Source organism: Haloarcula ordinaria, assembly GCF_029338275.1.
Lineage (GTDB): Archaea > Halobacteriota > Halobacteria > Halobacteriales > Haloarculaceae > Haloarcula > Haloarcula ordinaria.
The window spans coordinates 1,323,374-1,340,412 of the sequence record NZ_CP119789.1; the positions used below are offsets into that span (position 1 = coordinate 1,323,374).

Sequence of the window (17,039 nt, forward strand, 5' to 3'; positions counted from 1 at the left end):
GCCAGGCGACAGACCGCTCGGTCAATTTTTCCCACAATCCCATGAGCACACCAACACAAACAGAAACAAGCAACACAAAAGGGCTCGCCAGACTCAGCGACCTGTGGAACGAGTATCTCCCGTACTGGTTCATCGCACCGATGGTGCTGGTGATGGTGAGCATCACCTTCTTCCCCGGTGCCTACGACCTGTACCTCTCGCTGATCGAGGAGCCCTCGCTGAACATCTTCGCGGCCGAGTTCGCCGGCCTCGACAACTTCCGGACCGCGTTCACCCGCGGGGGCGCGTTCCACTCGTTCGTCATCACGGTCACCGTGGTCATCAGCGCGCTGCTCCTCGAGAGCGTCCTCGGATTCTTCCTGGCGGCGTTCGTCGCCGGCGTCGAATCCAACCGGCTGAAGTCGTTCTACCGGGTCCTGTTCATCCTGCCGATGGCAGTCGCGCCCGTCTCGCTCGCGACGATCGGACGACTCATGCTGAACACCGAGGTCGGAATCATCCCGTACGTCATCAACGCGGCGACGCCGTTCGCCGCGCCGGCGTTCCTCTCGGACCTACCGCTGCTGACTGTCATCCTGCTTGATACGTGGAACTGGACGCCGTTCATGTTCATCATCTTCTACGCCGGCCTCTCGTCGGTGCCCGACACGCTCGTCGAGGCGTCGCGGGTCGACGGTGCGCCGCTGTGGCGGCGCTACGTCCACGTCATCATCCCGTACATCAAGCCGGTGGTGTTCGTCGCCACCCTCATCCGGATGATCGACCTGTTCCGGACGTTCGGCGTGGTGTACGGCCTGACCCAGGGCGGTCCAGGGACGGCGACCCAGCTGGTGAGTATCAACATCTACGAACAGATGTTCATCAACAACCAGATTAACGTCGCGGCTGCCATCGCAGTCGTCTACCTGGTCTTCGTCATCGCCATCGCGAACATCGTCATCGCGAAGGTCGGCTTCGAGGGGGTGTGGGACTGATGGCGACGTCAGACGTCGAACCCGGCTCGGAACAGCGACTCGATAAGGACACGCGGGAGACGCTCGTGAAGGTCGCTCGGCACGCCGTCCTCCTGACGTGGTCGTTCGTCGTGCTGTTCCCGCTGTACTGGCTGGCGTCCATGTCGCTGAAACCGCCGGGGCAAGCGAACTCGCTCCCGCCGGACTGGATCTTCCTGCCGACGGTGTACAACTACCTCGAGCTCGTCCAGCAGTCGGACTTCGTCGGGGCGTTCCTCAACAGTCTGCTCATGGTCGGGGCGTCGGTCATCCTCGTCTTGCTCATCGGCGTGCCCGCCGCGTACGTCCTCTCGCGGTACGACATCCCGATGGAGCGGGACGTGCTCGTGTGGATCCTCTCCTCGCGGATGCTCCCGCCGATCGCCGTCGTGCTCCCCTTCTTCATCATCTTCCGGGAGCTCAACCTCTTCGACACGCGCATCGGGATGGTGCTGATGTACATCAGCATCAACCTCTCGCTGGTCGTCTGGGTGATGAAGGCGTTCTTCGACGGCATCCCCGAGACGCTGGAGGAGGCCGCACGCGTCGACGGGGCGACCCAGTTCCAGGGCTTCCGCAAGGTCGTCTTACCGGCCGCCAAGCCCGGGATCTTCTCGGTCGCCATCATCAGCTTCATCTTCGCGTGGATCGAGCTGCTGTTCGGGCTCGTGCTGACGAGTTTCGAGGCAGTGCCGGTGACGCTGTTCGTCTACTCCTTCATCGGCTCTCGATCCATCGAGTGGTCGATGCTGGCGGCCGCGTCGATGTCGATGATTATCCCCGTGGCAATCTTCCTGGTCGCGGTCAACAAGTATCTCGCTGCGGGTCTCAGCTTCGGTGTGGTGATCAAAGAATGAGCACGATTCCAGACGGACGGCAGGTCTCGCTCGCAAACCACACCCTCGCAGCAGGGGTACATTCAGGTAGCTGCACAACGGAGGCACGATAATGGCTCGTATCACGATAGACGACGTAACGAAACGGTTCGGAGAGGGCGAGGACTCGGTCGTCGCGGTCGACGACGTCTCGCTCAACATGAAAGACGGCGAGTTCATCGTCTTCGTCGGCCCGTCGGGCAGTGGGAAGTCGACGCTCATGCGCATCGTCGCTGGGCTCGAGTCCCAGTCCGAGGGCGACATCATGATCGGTGACACCGTCGTCAATCAGCTGGGACCGCGCGCCCGGGACATCGCGATGGTGTTCCAGAACTACGCGCTGTACCCGAACATGACCGTCGAGGAGAACATGTCCTTCGGGCTGAAGATGTCGACGGACCTCTCCGACGACGAGATCGAGCGACAGGTGACGGAAGCCGCCGAGATGATGGGCATCGGCCCGCTGCTGGACAACCGACCCGGCGAGCTGTCGGGCGGCCAGCAACAGCGGGTGGCGCTCGGTCGCGCCATCGTCAGGGACCCGAACGTGTTCCTGATGGACGAACCGCTCAGTAACCTGGACGCGAAGCTCCGGGCGGAGATGCGCACGGAGATCAACCGGCTCCAGAACGACCTCGACGTCACGACGCTCTACGTCACGCACGACCAGACGGAGGCGATGACGATGGGCGACCGACTGGTCATCCTCAACTACGGGGAGATCCAGCAGGTCGGGACGCCTCTGGAGTGTTTCTACCGGCCGTCCAACCAGTTCGTCGCCGGCTTCCTCGGCTCGCCGTCGATGAACTTCTTCGACGGGCACGTCGAGGGCGGCACGTTCCGTACCGACGGGTTCGACTTCGACCTGACCGACCGGATGCAGACGTCCGTCGGCGACCGGAGCGAACTCGTCCTCGGCGTCCGGCCGGAGGACATCACCCTGCACGACGAACCGACCGTCGGCACCGAGTTCGAGGCCGTCGTCGACGTCGTCGAACCGATGGGGAGCATCTCCTACGTCTACCTGCAACCGACCAACCAGGACCACGACCAGACGTTCATCGTCGAGACGGACGGGCAGCGCCCCATCTCCGAGGAACAGTCGGTCTACGTCGACATCCCGTCCGAAGACGTCCACCTGTTCGACGCGGAGACCGGCGAGACCATCCACCAGCGCCAGCTCGACGAGCAGGCGGAGGTCGCCCTCGAAGAGCGGATGCAGACCGTCAACAGCTGAGCGCCCTCGCCTTTCTCACTACCGTCTTGGCTGCTGCCCACCGAGCCTCCCGCATCGACTGCCCGTGACCGAGCGGGCTTCTCGACGCCGGGCCTCAGACAGCTTCAGACGCCGTTCGGACTCGAGAGTAACAGCGGTCTGTCGACCGGGCGGCGCGACGGGTGTCGCGACTGCCCGATTGAGTGACGGCCGAAGAAGCGCCTCGCGTCTCAACGGCTGGTGTAGCCGCCGTCCATCGTCACGACCGACCCGGTCATGAACGACGAGGCGTCCGAGGCCAGATACACGACCAGGTCGCGCAGTTCTTCGGGACGGCCGAGCCGTCTCATCGGCGTGTTCTCCAGCCAGGTCTCCTCCATCGCCGGGTTCTCTGCGAGCACCTCGTCGACGAGGTCCGTCCGCATGTACCCCGGCGCGATGGCGTTGACACGGACACCCCGGTCGGCCCACTCGACGGCCATTGACTTCGTCAACTGCGAGACGCCGGCTTTCGAGGCGTTGTAGCCCGCCTGGGGTTGCGGAACGTTGACGTCGATGGCCGACATCGACGAGATGTTGACGATTCGCCCCTCGCCTCGGTCGAGCATCTGCTGGCCGACGTGTTTCGAGCAGAGGAACACGCCGTCTAAGTTCACCGAGATGACCTTCCGCCACAGCTCGTAGCTCATCTCTTCGGCCGGGGCGTTGCCGGGGACGCCGGCGTTGTTGACGAGCACGTCTATCGGTCCCAGCTCGTCAGTCACCGATTCGACCATCGCTTCGACCGACGCCTCGTCGGTCACGTCGACCTGGACCGCGACGACGTCCGTCTCGCCGTCCAGCTCCGCCGCGGTCTCGGTCGCTTTCTCGTGGTTGATGTCCGCGATAGCGACGTCGGCGCCCATCTCGGCGAGGCCGGTCGCCATCTGCTTGCCGAGGCCCTGTGCCGCGCCGGTGACGATAGCAGTCTTCCCGTCGAGGGAGAGGTTCTCGAGTACGCTCATAGCATCTGTCTCAATGAGGTGATGGGTCGACCTTAAGTTTAGTGCAGCCTCGTCTCACCGCTCTCGGGTGTCTCTCCCGCCGAACGCTTCCAGACCGAAGTACATTTACTCGGTGCGTGAGAGGTTCGCACCATGACTGATTCGGCGCAATCCGACAGCGACGTCAAGCAAGCGATCTGTGACTACGGCCGTCAGTTGCTCGAAGACGGCCTGACGACGGGCACGGGCGGGAACCTGAGTGCTCGCATCGACGAGAACCACGTCGCAATCAGCCCCTCGGGGATTCCCTACGAGGAGATCACCCCGGCGGACGTCCCCATCGTCCGGACCGACGGCACCGTCGTCGAGGGCGAGTTCGACCCCTCGACGGAGCTCCCGATGCATCTGGCTGTCTACGAGGAACGCCCGGAGGTCGGCGGTGTCGTCCACACGCATTCGCCCTACGCGACGACGTTCGCCTCGCTCGGCGAGCCCATCCCGGCCTCCCACTACCTCATCTCGTTTACCGGGACGGAGGTGCCCGTCGCAGAGTACCGGACTCACGCGACCCAGGAGCTCGGCGAGGTGGCCGTCGAGGCACTGGGTGACTCGTTCAACGCGACGCTCCTTCGCAACCACGGCGTCCTGACCGCCGACGACTCCCTGGACGACGCCTACACCGTCGCGCTGATGGTCGAGTACTGCGCGCGCATCCACCACCAGGCGCGGGCCATCGGCGACCCGGAGATTCTCCCGGACGACGAGATCGAGCACCTCGCGGGCAAACTCGACGGCTACGGGCAGTAACATCAGGCCATGAAACACGTTGCTATCGACATCGGGGCGAGCGGCGGGACGGTGTACCTCGGCGACCTGACACCCACCGACTTCGACGTGGCCGAGGTCCACTCGTTCGACAACTACCCCGTCGAGCGCGACGGGCGGTACGTCTGGGACCTCGACGCGCTCCGGGACCGCATCGTCGAGGGTATCCGGGCGGCGGATAGGGAGGCCGGCGGCGTCGACACGGTCGCCATCGACACCTGGGGCCTCGACTTCGGCCTCGTCGCGGACGGCGAGGTCCTCCGCCTCCCGACGTCGTACCGCGACCCGGAGGCGACGGCGGAGCGCGACGAGGTGTTCGAGGCCGTCGGCAAGCGCCGCCTGTTCGACGAGACCGGCATCACCAACTGGGCGACGCCGAACACGCTCTGGCAACTGTACACGCTCGCGGCCCGGGAGCCGGACCTGCTCGAACGGGCCGAGGTGCTCCTCCCGATGCCGCAACTGCTCTCCTCGCTCCTCGGCGGGCGCGAGACGGGCGAGGTGACCGTCGCGTCGACGACGCAGATGGTCGACCCCGAGCGACGCGCGTGGGCGACGGACCTGCTCGAAGCGCTCTCGCTCCCGACGGCCCTCCTCCCCGACCTCGAAGAGCCGGGACAGTCGCTCGGCCCCGTCGCCGACGACGTGGCCGCGTCGCTGTCCGCGACGCCGGAACTGGTGTCGACGGCGAGTCACGACACGGCGGCGGCCGTGGCCGGCCTCCCGCTCGACGACGACAGCGCGTTCCTGAACACGGGGTCGTGGTTCATTCTGGGCGTCGAACGGACCGAGCCGCTGCGGACCGACGCGGCCTTCGAGGCCGAGCTCTCGAACGAACTCGGTGTCGACGAGACGGTCCGCCTCCTCAAGAACGTCAACGGGTTCTTCCTGCTCGAAGCGTGCCGGGACGCCTGGGCAGACGCCGGCGAACCGACCGACTACGACTCCCTCCTCTCGGCGGCCCAGGACGCCCCGGCCCGCGCTGCCCTCGTCGACCCCGACGCCGACGCGTTCAGCATCGACGAGCCGATGCCCGACCAGATCCGTGCGTACTGCCGCCGCACCGACCAGCCCGTCCCGGAGAGTCCAGGGGCGGTTGTCCGCTGTCTCGTCGACAGCCTGGTGGCGAAGACGGCGCTCGCGTTCGACGAACTGGTCTCGGTCATCGACGACCCGCCGTCGCGCATCAACCTCGGTGGTGGCGGCGTCCGGAACGACCTGTTCTGCCAACTCCTCGCCGACGCCGTCGACCGCCCGGTCGTCGCCGGACCGGTGGAGGCGACGGCCATCGGCAACCTCCTGGTGCAGGGCGTCGCCGCCGGCACGCTCGACGACGTGTCGGCGGGCCGCGAGCTGGTCGAATCGACGTTCGCCACGACGACCTACGAGCCGACGGCCGGCGACGACTGGGCCGAGGCGAAAGCCCGGCTTCGGACGCTCTCGGCGGACTGACGTCCGTCTTCCGCCGTCGGACCGCTCTTCGCTTCGCCGTCACCGGGCCTGTCCTTTCAAGTAGTCTCTCGCGTAAGTAGGGGCATGCAAATCACCGACTACGAGCTGTTCGCCGTCCCGCCCCGGTGGTTACTGCTGAAACTCGAGACCGACACCGGCCTGGTCGGGTGGGGAGAGCCGATTCTCCCGGGGCGACTCGAGACCGTGCGGGCGGCGGTAGTCGAACTCGTCGAGGGCCACCTCCTCGGTCGCGACCCACGTCGGACCGAGTACCACTGGCGCAAGCTCTACCAGGGGGGCTACCACCGCGGCGGCCCGGTCCTGATGAGCGCGCTGTCGGGTATCGACCAGGCGCTCTGGGACATCAAGGGGCGACACCACGACACCCCGGTCCACGAGTTGCTGGGTGGACACGTCCGCGACCGGATGTTCGTCTATCAGTGGATCGGCGGCGACGACCCGGAGGATATCGCCGCGTCGGCGCGACAGGGGTACGACCGGGGGTACCGCGCGTTCAAGTTCAACATCGCCAGGAAGTTCCGCCCGCTCGAGACCGCCGACGGGGTCGACCACGCGCTCGAACGCATCAGCGCTATCCGGGATGCGGTTGGCGACGACTGCTTCATCGGCGTCGACTTCCATGGCCGCGTCTCGAAGTCGATGGCCCGCGAACTCGTCTGCCGGCTCGAACCCTACAACCCGATGTTCGTCGACCAGCCCGTCCTCCCGGAGCACTCGGAGCTGCTCGCGAGCCTCAGCGAACAGACTACCGTCCCCATCGCGACCGGCGAGCGGTTCTACTCCCGGTACGACTTCAAGCGGCTGTTCGTCGAGGACGCCGTCTCGGTCATCGAACCCAGCGTCACGCACGTCGGCGGCATCAGCGAACTGAAGAAGGTCGCTTCCATGGCCGAAGCCTTCGACGTTGCGGTCGTCCCGCACTGCCCGCTCGGCCCCATCGCCTTTGCGGCCAACCTCCAGGTCGGCTTCAGCGCCCAGGGAATCGTGATGCAGGAACAGGACCTCGGCGTGCACGACCCGGAGACCAGCAAGCGCTTGGGCCTCCTCGAGGACCCCGCGACCTTCGAGTTCGAGGACGGCTACGTCGAGCGCCCGACCGGCCCGGGCCTGGGCATCGAGGTCGACGAGGACACCGTCCGGGAGCAGGCCCAGGCGGAGGTCAACTGGTACAACCCCGTCTGGCACCACGCCGACGGGAGCGTCGCCGAGTGGTGACCCCTGATTTTTAGTAGGATTGCACCCTCCGTTTCGATATGCAAACCGCAGTGCTAGTCCAACCCACGGAGTTCCAACTCGAAGACCGTCCCAGACCGACGCCCGACCCCGACGAGGTCCTCGTCGCCGTTCGCGACGTCGGCATCTGCGGGTCGGACGTCCACTACTACCAGCACGGTCGCATCGGTGACTACGTCGTCGAGAACCCGCTTGTCCTCGGCCACGAGAGTGCCGGCGAGGTCGTCGCCGTCGGCGAGGACGTCACCGACCTGACGGCCGGTGACCGCGTCGCACTCGAACCCGGCGTCCCCTGTCGCCGTTGTGGCCACTGCAAGCGCGGAGACTACCACCTCTGTGAGGCGGTCACGTTCATGGCGACGCCGCCACACGACGGCGCCTTCACCGAGTACGTCTCGTGGCCGGCCGACTACGCATACAAGCTGCCGGACGAGGTCTCCACCACCGAGGGGGCGCTCTGCGAACCGCTGTCGGTCGGTATCCACGCCGCCCGGCGCGGCGACGTCGGGACCGGCGATACGGTCGTCGTCACCGGTGCGGGCCCCATCGGGCTGCTGGTGATGGAGGCCGTCCGCGCCGCGGGCGCGACCGACGTCATCCTCACCGACGTGGTCGCGGAGAAGCTGGCGTTCGCCGAGGAACGCGGTGCCGACCTGACCGTCGACGTCACCGAGACGGACCTCGAGGCGGCCGTCGACGACTACACCGACGGCGCCGGAGCGGACGTTGTCATCGAAGCCTCGGGCGCCGAGCCGTCGATCAAGAGCACGCTCGACGTGGTCCGCCGGGGCGGCACCGTCGTCCTCGTCGGCCTCGCCTCCGAGGCGACGATTCCCCTCGACGTCCTCGACATCATCGACAACGAGCTCGACGTCCACGGATCGTTCCGCTACAAGAACACCTACGACGCGGCCGTCGACCTGCTCGCCGACGGCGTCGTCGACGTCGAGGGCATCGTCGACTTCGAGTCGCCGCTGGCGGACATCGACGACGCCTTCCAGCGGGCGATGGAACCCGACGTCGTGAAAGGGATGATATCGCTCGACTAAGTCGCCACTCGCCGCGGGTGGTCGTATCTGGTGGCGTATCTGTAGATATACTGTCCGATACTAGTCTTCGGTCTATTTCCGCTCAGAATCGAGAGACAGATTCTGCGAAACGTCCCCTGACTGGTGGTGAACGTTCGAATTCGACTGCCTGAATGTAGCGAAACACCACTCGAATTGCCCCTGTCCCGTTCGAGTACCACCTGAAGCCGGATATCCCGCTCTCCCAGCGCTAGCGTCGCTCGCTCCGTCCCGTACTATTCCGCAAAAATCGACGACCGCGTGGTCGGCGTTACTTGCCCTTGCCGCCCTGGCTGCGCAGGGATGGCCGGGTCTTCTCTGCGCCCTTGCCCTTCTTGCCGAGGCCGCGGTTGCGGCGGCCGGCACCGGTCAGACCGCGGAAGACGCGGTCGGCCTGGTGGTCTTCACAGATCCAGTTGAGGTCGTCGTCGCTCTGGATGGCCGGGTGCTCGGGGTCCACGAGGATGACCTCGTGCCACTTCTGTCGGCCGTCCTGGCCGACGGAGTAGCTGTTGAGGACCCGGAGGTTGGTGAACACGCGCGCGGCGCGTTCCTCGGCGACGCGCTGGATGTCCTTCCGGCGCGTGATGCGGGTGACGCCCTGTCGCTTCGAGCGCCGGCCGGCCTTGTGTCGGCGCTTGCGCGCACCGCCCTTCCGGACGGAGACGCGCGCCACGACGATACCCTGCTTGGCCTTGTATCCCTGCGAGCGGGCCTTGTCGAGGCGGGTCGGGCGCTCGATGCGCTCGACGGCACCCTCTTTGCGCCATTCCTGCTGTCGCTGCCACTGGAGCTCTGCGAGCTTGCCGTCGCCCGGGTTCTTCCAGGCGTCTCGGATGTACGAGTATGCACTTCGTGCCATGTCTATCACCACGGGCGTTGCGTGGTTCAAGGCCGCCCGCGCGGCCTCACATCCCGACCTGCACACGCAGGTGCCCGCTGGTGCCCGTCGTCCAGCGAGTTACCGATTGTTCTGGGTTCGGCGGCTTAAACGGTTCGAACTGGCTCCGGGGATGTGGCCCTCTCACACTCGGGGCCCACAACGTGCGATTTCCTATCCCGGTATACGGTTTATACTGATGGGCCGACTGTCATCCTGAACACTCCGAGCCGGTAAGACCACGTCACGGCTTCTGGGTCGGGGCGAACGCATCGACTTCTGGCGACGACGGCCACTCACGGTCAATCGTGAATATTCCAGCCGGCTGAGAACGCCGCCGAGCCGTTATATGACGGCGACACGAGGGACGTCACATGACGCGAGTGGTCGCCAGCGACGACCCGATGATAGACGTCGCACGACTCGACGAGGCACTGGAAGCGGCAGTCGTCGCCGCGGAGATGCGCGACGAGGACGAGCTCGTAGCGGCGGCCAGCGGCGCGACCGGGCTCGTGGTCGACGTGAACACGCCGGTCACCGCCCGGGTCCTCGACGAACTCGACGCCCTCGAGGTCGTGGCGCGGGCTGGCGTCGGCGTCGACAACGTCGACGTGAAAGCCGCCGCCGAGAACGGGGTCACTGTCACGAACGTGCCCGACTACTGTACGGACGAGGTCGCGACCCACACCGTCGCGCTGTTCTTCGACTGCATCCGAAACGTCACCGGATACGACCGCGACGTGAAAGCCGGACACTGGGGCTGGGAACGCAGTCGCCCGCTCCACCGGGTTGCCGGCCGCACCCTGGGACTGGTCTCGTATGGCCCCATCGCACGGCGGGTCCGGGACCGGCTCCGGGGCTTCGACCTCGACGTCGTCGCGTACGACCCGTACGTCGACGCCGAGACGATGGCCGACGACGGCGTCGAGAAGGTGGCCCTCGCGGCCCTCTACACGCGGGCAGACTACGTCTCCCTCCACGCGCCGCTGACCGACGGCACGCGCGGGATGGTCGACGCCGACGCGCTCGCGGCGATGCAGGACCACGCCGTCCTCGTCAACACCGGCCGCGGCGGCCTCGTCGACGAGGACGCACTGGCGTCGGCCCTCGAACGCCGCGATATCGCGGCCGCCGGACTCGACGTGCTTCGCGAGGAGCCGCCGGCCGACGACGACCCACTGGTCGCGCTGGACAACTGCATTATCACGCCCCACGCCGGCTGGTACTCGGTCGAGGCGCGCGAGGCGCTGAACGACACCGTCGCCGAGAACGTCCGCGCCGCGCTGGCCGGCGAGACGCCGCCGGACCGCATCGACCCCGACACCGACTGGCTCTAGAGCTGGAGGGAGCCGCCGGTTGCGAAGCGCCTTTCGCGGTGCTTTTACGCGGCGTCAGCGAACCTCGGAGCATGTCTCTCGAATCGTATCTCGCTGATTTCGACGACCGTGACTGGCAGACGACCACCGAGGGCACGGTCAGATTCGCCCTCGTCGGGCTCGGCTGGTGGACTATCGACGAGGCTATCCCCGCCATCGAGTCGAGCGACCACTGCGAGGTGACGGTGCTGGTCAGCAGCACCACCGAGAAGGCCCAGCGCGTCGCCGCCGACGTCCCGACTGCGAGCCACGGGATCTCCTACGACGACTTCCACGACGGCGCCGCCACGGACGCCTACGACGCGGTGTACATCGCGACGCCGAACGCCTTCCACCTCGAGTACGCCCGCAGCGCCGCCGAATACGGGAAAGCCGTCCTCTGTGAGAAGCCGATGGAGGCGACGACGGAACGAGCCGCCGACCTCGTCGCTGCGTGTGCGGACCACGGCGTCGACCTGGCCATTGGCTATCGGATGCAGACCGAACCCGCCGTCCGACGCGCGCGAGAACTCATCCGCGACGGTGTCATCGGCGAACCCCGGTACGTTCACGGGGCGAACTACCAGCGACTCCTCGAGATGAACCCGAACGAGGACCAGTGGCGGCTCGACAGCGCGTTGACCGGCTACGGCACCTCGGTGATGGACCTGGGCATCTACCCGCTCAACACCGCCCGGTTCCTGCTCGATGCCGACCCGGTCAGCGCTCAGGCCACGATGCGCTCGACCCATCCCGCTTTCGACGACGTCCCCGACGAGCACGCGTCGTTCACGCTCACCTTCGACAACGACGTCATGGCCGCCTGTACGACGAGTCAAAACGCCCACAAAGGCAGCCACCTCGAGATCACAGGGACCGAGGGCAGTCTCCGCCTCGACCCGGCCTTCCATCTGGAGACCGGTCTCTCGGTCACCGTCGGCGAGGAGACGGTCGCGTTCGACACGCCACAGGTGAACCAGATGACCGAGATATTCGACTACGCCGGCCACAGTTTCGCCCACGGAACGCCTGTTTCCCTCGACGGCGAACACGGTCTGATGGACATGCGTGCCATCGAGGCTGTCCACGAGGCCGCCGACAGCGGGTCGCGCGTCGACATCGACACCGAAATCTGAGTTCGTAGCCGGACGCTTCCCTTTCGTATCAACCGTACTATCTTATCAGGTGTGGGCCCGTCTCTAGCGTGATGAATTCCAGTACCGTTCTGACAGTTCTGGTGGCACTGGTCGTGCTGCTCGCGGGCTGTGGCGGCGCTGCTGTCTCCGAAGACGGTGGCGACGGCGCGGCCGGGGGCAGTGACGGCTCAGACGGCGACAGCGCGAGCGGCTCGGGCGGTGACGCCGGGTCGAGCGGGAGCGGGGACGACAGCGCCGACCAGTCGTTCGCCGTGACTGACTCGGAGCAAGCGCTCCGCGATGCCGGCAGTTTCACCGCGACCTGGACGTTCACGATGACCGACGCCAACGGAACGGAGGCCACGATGTCGAGCGCCTACGTCGTCGACCTGGACACCGAGCGCTCCCACGAGTCGTTCTCCATCGACGGCGAGGCCGAAGCCGTCGAGTTCGAGACGTTCTACGCCGACGGGATGGCCTACACGAAGCTCGGAGACGGGGAGCAGTCGTTCTTCCAGGTTCGACCGGACGACACCGACCTGGTCGAGAACGCACTCGCCAGGGCAATCACCGGCTACGACGAGTTCGACGACGCCCAGTTCACCGGCACCGAGTCGTTCGACGGCGACACGGTCGATCGCTTCGTCTACTCCGACCCGGCGGTCTGGCAGCAGTACGGCACCGGGACGTTCGGCACGGAGCAGAACGTCACCGTCACCGACTTCACCGTCGTCGTCCTCGTCGACCAGAACGGACTGGCCCGCTCCACCGAGTGGACGGTGAACGGCGAAACCGAAGCCGGAGAGACCGTCTCGGCCGGCTGGCGCTACACAGTGACGGACGTCGGTACGACGTCGGTCGAGGACCCCGACTGGCTCGACGCGGCCCGCGCACAGAGTCAGGGGTAGCGCGATTTCGATAGGCCAGACGATTTCTGTTTTCCATCCCAGCGTCTGGCACTGAAACGCAATCTGGACTTCGCAGTGGGGACCGCCGGTCGTCCCTGCCCGCTATCGGACTGCACGGTCGAGCGAGTGGCTCCTGCCTATGACCGGCCGGTGTAATCCGTTCTCGTCGATTTCGACCGCGAAGCGCCCACAGACTGCCGGGTTGCTGTGTGCGTGCATTCGTTCACGAATCAGATTTGATATCGCGATATAGGATTTATCAGTGTCGACTCGAGCGGCGCTGAAGTCGTCACTCAGGTACCGTCGTCCCAGGAAACACCGAAATCTGCGCTCAATCGAGGAACGGAGCCAGCGCCTCGAAGGTCTCTGTGGCGAGCGCGTCGGCGACGCCCTCGACGTCGACACCGCCCACGATGGCGGGGTACTTCCGGCCGAAGTAGCTCACGATGTTGTCCACGTCACGCGTTAGTAGTTCGCGAGCGTTCTCGTGGTCGGTCGGGACCGCCTGGGGCCAATCGAAGACGACGACGCCCTGGGTCGTGACGAAGACGTTGTACTCGCTCATGTCCGCGTGGACGAACCCCTCGTGGTAGGCCGACTGCATCTCTTCGAGCACGAGCTCCAAGATGGGGACGACCTGCTCGTCGGTGAGTCCCGTCCGGGAGAGCTCCACGCCGTCGACCTTCTCCATCACGATGGCGTGCCGGTTCGCGTCGATGGGCTGGGGGACCGAGACGTCGGGATACAGCGTCTCCAGGGCCTCGTACTCCCGTTCGGCGGCTTTTCGGGCGGTGTACTGCCAGGAGACGTGGTCGCGGTCCGAGGTGTAGTCCCGCTCGCGCATCACCTCCCGGAAGTTCGTGTAGCCCTCCCTGTGGAACTTCAGCGCCAGGGGTTTGTACGAGGTAACCTCGTAGACGTCGCTCTCCTTGCCCACTCCCAGGGGTGCGCCCATGCCTTCGATGGTATCGCGCTCGACGAACGTGTGTAACGCGAGCGCGTCGTAACCCTCGAAGGTGAGTTTGAACCCCTCGTACTGGATGGTCTTGCGTTCGATCAGGCCCCGGTCCTCACAGCGGTCCAGTCGGTAGTCGACGTTCTCCGCGGTCAGGCCGGAGAAGTCGGTGAGCTTCCCCCGGTCGACGAACTCGGAGAACCGCATCCCCTGTTCAACGCCAGACAGCAGGTGGAAGTCCTCGGCCTCCAGTTCGGCCATCACGGAAGCGACGTTCTGGACCATTAGCGGGCTCTTAACGCCCAACTCGTAAAAGGGCGACGCGTTCGCCGGGATTCGGCCGATAAATCGACATCTGCTATATCAAAACGCCCGCTCGCAGGACGGCCTCGTCACTTGTGGGCGACGGTGCGAACACTCGAAACGGACGAAAATTCGGCTACAGCGCCTCGAACTCGGCTATCGCCTCCCGCCAGCTCGCGGGAATCGGCCGTGGGGCCTCCTCGTCGCGGTCGTACGTGACGACCGTCGTCTCGCCGGTCGCGGCCACGGCGCCGTCGTCCCGGAGTTCGTACTCGAGGACGAAGCTCTTCTCGCCCATCCCGGCCACCCTGACACCGACGGTGACGCTGTCGGTCATCGTCACCGGCCGCTCGAAGTCGATTTCGAGGTTGGCGATGACGATACCGGTGCCACCGTCCGCACCGGTCGACAGGAGACTCGAACTGTTCTCCCGACCGACGACGGCCTCTAAGTAGTCGATACGGGCCTCTTCGAGGTACGTGCCGTAGGTGACGTTGTTGACGTGGCCGTAGCTGTCGATGTCCTTGTACCGCACCGCCACCTCGGTGGTGAACTCGAAGGTCACGCCAGCAGCTCCGCGTGTTTCTCCTCGAGTTTCTCGAGTTTCGGCGGAATCGTCATCCGGCAGTACGCCTGATTGGGGTTCTTCTCGAAGTAGTCCTGGTGGTACGCCTCGGCGGGGTAGAACGTCTCCATGGGCTCGACCTGGGTGACGATGTCGTCGTCGTAGCCCGGCTGGATGTCGTCGATGAACGCCTCGACGGTCTCGCGCTGGTCGTCGTCGTGGTAGAAGACGGCCGACCGGTACTGTGTCCCGACGTCGTTGCCCTGCCGGTTCAGCGTGGTCGGGTTGTGGGTGGTGAAAAAGACCGCCAGTAGTTCCTCGTAGCCCACCACGTCGGGGTCGTAGGTGATCTGGACGCACTCGGCGTGGCCGGTCTCCTCGCGACAGACGGCCTCGTAGCTCGGGTCGGCGACGTGGCCGCCGCTGTAGCCCGAGACGACGTCCGTGACGCCCTTGACCTGCTTGAAGACGGATTCCGTACACCAGAAGCAGCCGCCGGCGAACGTTGCTTGTTCGGTCATCTGACGTGAATAGGCGCGCGAGACAGAAAACAACCTCGGCGGCCCCTGTCGTGGTCACCGGTCCACGTCGCCCATGATGGGGTCGAGGCTGCCGAGCGTGGCCACGAGGTCGGGGACGTACTCCCCGCGGACCATCTCGGGGAGCACCTGGACGTGCGAGAACGACGGGCCGCGAATCTTGAAGCGGGCGGGTGTCTCGGTGCCGTCGGTCCGGATGTAGATACCCAGTTCGCCTTTCGCAGCCTCGACGGCGCGGTAGATCTCCCGGTCGGACTCCGGGCGGATTGTCCGGGGGACGTTCGCCTGGATTTCGCGGTCGGCCTCGGGCCAGTCTTCCAGCAGGTCGACGCACTGGTCGATTATCTTCGCGGACTCCTCGACCTCCCTGAGTCGGACGAGCAGGCGGGCGAAGTTGTCGCCCTCGTCCTCGGTGACCACCGACCAGTCGAGCTCGTCGTAGTAGCCGTAGGGGTCGTCGCGCCGCAGGTCGTAGTCGACGCCAGACCCGCGAGCGACGGGCCCGGTACAGCCGTAGGCCCTGGCCGTCTCCGCGGGGAGGTGGCCGGTGTCGACCGTGCGAACCTGCAGGACCTCGTTCCCGGTGAGCATCGTGTGGTACTCCTGGAGTTTCTCGGGGAGGCCATCGAGGAACGTCCGGATGTTCTCGAAGAACTCCTCGCGGGGCTCGGGCAGGTCCCACGCGACCCCACCAAGCCGGAAGTAGTTGAACATCAGGCGCTGGCCGGTGAGGTCCTCGAGGATATCCTGGACCAGTTCCCGGTCGCGGACACCCCACTGGAAGACAGGTGTGAACTCGCCGACGACGTCCAGCGCGTAGGTCGCGGCAGCGAGCAGGTGGCCGAGGATGCGCGAGAACTCCCCGCACATCGTCCGGATGACCTGTGCGTACTCGGGGACGTCGATGTCGACGAGCGATTCCGCGGTGCGGGCGTAGGCCCACTCGTTCAGGAGGCCGGCCCCGCTCCAGTCCCAGCGGTCGGGGTAGGGCATAATCTGGTGGCGGTAGGTCTTGGACTGGCACATCTGCTCCTCGCAGCGGTGGATGAAGCCGATGTCGGGCTCGACGTCGGCGACCTGTTCCCCGTCCAGCGACACCTCCAGATGGAGGACGCCGTGGGTCGACGGGTGGTGGGGCCCAACGTTCAGGTGTAGGGTGTCCGGTCCCGCCCGCCGGTCTTCGAGGATACGCTCGTGCTCGCGGTAGGTGACGATCTGTGGCTGGTCCTGGTTGTAGTCCTGCGAGAGCGGGTGGCCCTGCCAGGTCTCGGGCAGCAGGATACGCCGGAGGTCCGGATGCCCCTCGTACTCGATACCGACGAGGTCGTAGGCCTCGCGTTCGTGCCACGCCGCCGTGGGATAGACGGGCGCGGCGGACTCGCTTCCCGGGTCGTCCTTCGTGGTCGGGACGACCACCGACAGTTCCGTCGTGGGTTCGTCATACTTGCGCAGGTGGTAGATGGACTCGTAGCGGTCGTCGTACTCCTGTGCTGTGACGGAGGCGCAGTGGTCGAGGCCGGACTCGGTCTTGAGCGTCGACAGCACTGCCTGGACCTCGTCGGCCCGAACGACGATTGCGGGGGCGTTCTCGTGGTCGTCGGCCCGGGCGACGTGTTCGCGGACGGGGTCGATCAGCGACGTCGGCTCGGCAGCGTCGGAGAGGGCTGTCTGTGACATCTCGGTTGCTCCCGTTTCGCGTCCCCACCCCCTCGGTCTGGTGCCCCATCGGCGAGG

16 protein-coding genes are annotated in these 17,039 nt (G+C 65.9%); 10 read left to right on the forward strand and 6 right to left on the reverse strand.

The annotated features are described in order from the left end of the window. The first annotated feature begins 41 nt into the window (after positions 1-41). The 3 genes from P1L41_RS06990 to P1L41_RS07000 all read left to right on the forward strand — a co-directional run bounded on the left by P1L41_RS06990 (position 42) and on the right by P1L41_RS07000 (position 3,104). Positions 42-974, forward strand: coding sequence for a carbohydrate ABC transporter permease (locus tag P1L41_RS06990; protein ID WP_276298145.1), 933 nt, complete (start codon positions 42-44; stop codon positions 972-974). Continuing rightward, positions 974-1,849 (forward strand): carbohydrate ABC transporter permease, encoded by an 876-nt coding sequence (locus P1L41_RS06995; RefSeq protein ID WP_276298146.1) that lies wholly within the window; start codon positions 974-976, stop codon positions 1,847-1,849. Before P1L41_RS06990 ends, P1L41_RS06995 begins: the two co-directional genes overlap by 1 nt. Before the next feature lie 91 nt (positions 1,850-1,940). Next, entirely contained in the window at positions 1,941-3,104 is a 1,164-nt protein-coding gene (locus tag P1L41_RS07000) for an ABC transporter ATP-binding protein (RefSeq protein WP_276298147.1), read from the forward strand. 209 nt (positions 3,105-3,313) lie between these two features. On the opposite strand, the gene P1L41_RS07005 is transcribed toward P1L41_RS07000, so the two are convergent. Continuing rightward, entirely contained in the window at positions 3,314-4,087 is a 774-nt protein-coding gene (locus P1L41_RS07005; RefSeq protein ID WP_276298148.1) for an SDR family NAD(P)-dependent oxidoreductase, read from the reverse strand. Between the two features lie 132 nt (positions 4,088-4,219). On the opposite strand from P1L41_RS07005, the gene P1L41_RS07010 reads away from it, so the two are divergent. From P1L41_RS07010 to P1L41_RS07025, 4 genes are all read left to right on the forward strand, one after another. Then, a complete protein-coding gene (locus tag P1L41_RS07010; RefSeq protein ID WP_276298149.1) occupies positions 4,220-4,873 on the forward strand; it encodes a class II aldolase/adducin family protein in 654 nt (217 codons plus the stop codon). Between the two features lie 9 nt (positions 4,874-4,882). Further along, a complete protein-coding gene (locus tag P1L41_RS07015) occupies positions 4,883-6,343 on the forward strand; it encodes a rhamnulokinase (RefSeq protein WP_276298150.1) in 1,461 nt (486 codons plus the stop codon). Positions 6,344-6,427: 84 nt separating this feature from the next. Continuing rightward, entirely contained in the window at positions 6,428-7,579 is a 1,152-nt protein-coding gene (gene dgoD, locus P1L41_RS07020; RefSeq protein ID WP_276298151.1) for a galactonate dehydratase, read from the forward strand. Between the two features lie 38 nt (positions 7,580-7,617). Continuing rightward, the gene (locus tag P1L41_RS07025) at positions 7,618-8,646 is read left to right on the forward strand and encodes an NAD(P)-dependent alcohol dehydrogenase (protein WP_276298152.1); all 1,029 of its coding nucleotides are present in this window, start codon (positions 7,618-7,620) and stop codon (positions 8,644-8,646) included. 289 nt (positions 8,647-8,935) lie between these two features. Here P1L41_RS07025 and P1L41_RS07030 read toward each other — a convergent pair whose 3' ends face one another. After that, positions 8,936-9,526 (reverse strand): 50S ribosomal protein L15e, encoded by a 591-nt coding sequence (locus P1L41_RS07030; RefSeq protein WP_276298153.1) that lies wholly within the window; start codon positions 9,524-9,526, stop codon positions 8,936-8,938. A 392-nt stretch (positions 9,527-9,918) separates the two neighbouring features. On the opposite strand from P1L41_RS07030, the gene P1L41_RS07035 reads away from it, so the two are divergent. The 3 genes from P1L41_RS07035 to P1L41_RS07045 all read left to right on the forward strand — a co-directional run bounded on the left by P1L41_RS07035 (position 9,919) and on the right by P1L41_RS07045 (position 12,943). After that, positions 9,919-10,881 (forward strand): C-terminal binding protein, encoded by a 963-nt coding sequence (locus tag P1L41_RS07035; RefSeq protein ID WP_276298154.1) that lies wholly within the window; start codon positions 9,919-9,921, stop codon positions 10,879-10,881. Between the two features lie 71 nt (positions 10,882-10,952). Beyond that, positions 10,953-12,035 carry a D-xylose 1-dehydrogenase Gfo6 gene (gene gfo6, locus P1L41_RS07040; RefSeq protein WP_276298155.1) on the forward strand — a complete coding sequence of 361 codons (1,083 nt, stop codon included), beginning with the start codon at positions 10,953-10,955 and terminating at the stop codon, positions 12,033-12,035. 71 nt (positions 12,036-12,106) lie between these two features. Then, on the forward strand, positions 12,107-12,943 hold the full coding sequence (locus tag P1L41_RS07045; protein WP_276298156.1) for a DUF7537 family lipoprotein: 837 nt from the start codon (positions 12,107-12,109) through the stop codon (positions 12,941-12,943). A gap of 331 nt (positions 12,944-13,274) precedes the next feature. Here the strand turns inward: P1L41_RS07045 and P1L41_RS07050 are convergent, their stop codons facing one another. From P1L41_RS07050 to P1L41_RS07065, 4 genes are all read right to left on the reverse strand, one after another. Beyond that, the gene (locus P1L41_RS07050; protein ID WP_276298157.1) at positions 13,275-14,183 is read right to left on the reverse strand and encodes a serine/threonine-protein kinase RIO2; all 909 of its coding nucleotides are present in this window, start codon (positions 14,181-14,183) and stop codon (positions 13,275-13,277) included. A gap of 154 nt (positions 14,184-14,337) precedes the next feature. Then, complete coding sequence (locus P1L41_RS07055) at positions 14,338-14,766, reverse strand: acyl-CoA thioesterase (RefSeq protein ID WP_276298158.1); 429 nt, start codon at positions 14,764-14,766, stop codon at positions 14,338-14,340. Next, a complete protein-coding gene (gene msrA / locus P1L41_RS07060; protein WP_276298159.1) occupies positions 14,763-15,287 on the reverse strand; it encodes a peptide-methionine (S)-S-oxide reductase MsrA in 525 nt (174 codons plus the stop codon). Before msrA ends, P1L41_RS07055 begins: the two co-directional genes overlap by 4 nt. 54 nt (positions 15,288-15,341) lie before the next feature. Next, positions 15,342-16,982, reverse strand: a complete 1,641-nt coding sequence (locus P1L41_RS07065; protein ID WP_276298160.1) for an NADH-quinone oxidoreductase subunit D — start codon at positions 16,980-16,982, stop codon at positions 15,342-15,344. Positions 16,983-17,039 lie beyond the last annotated feature (57 nt).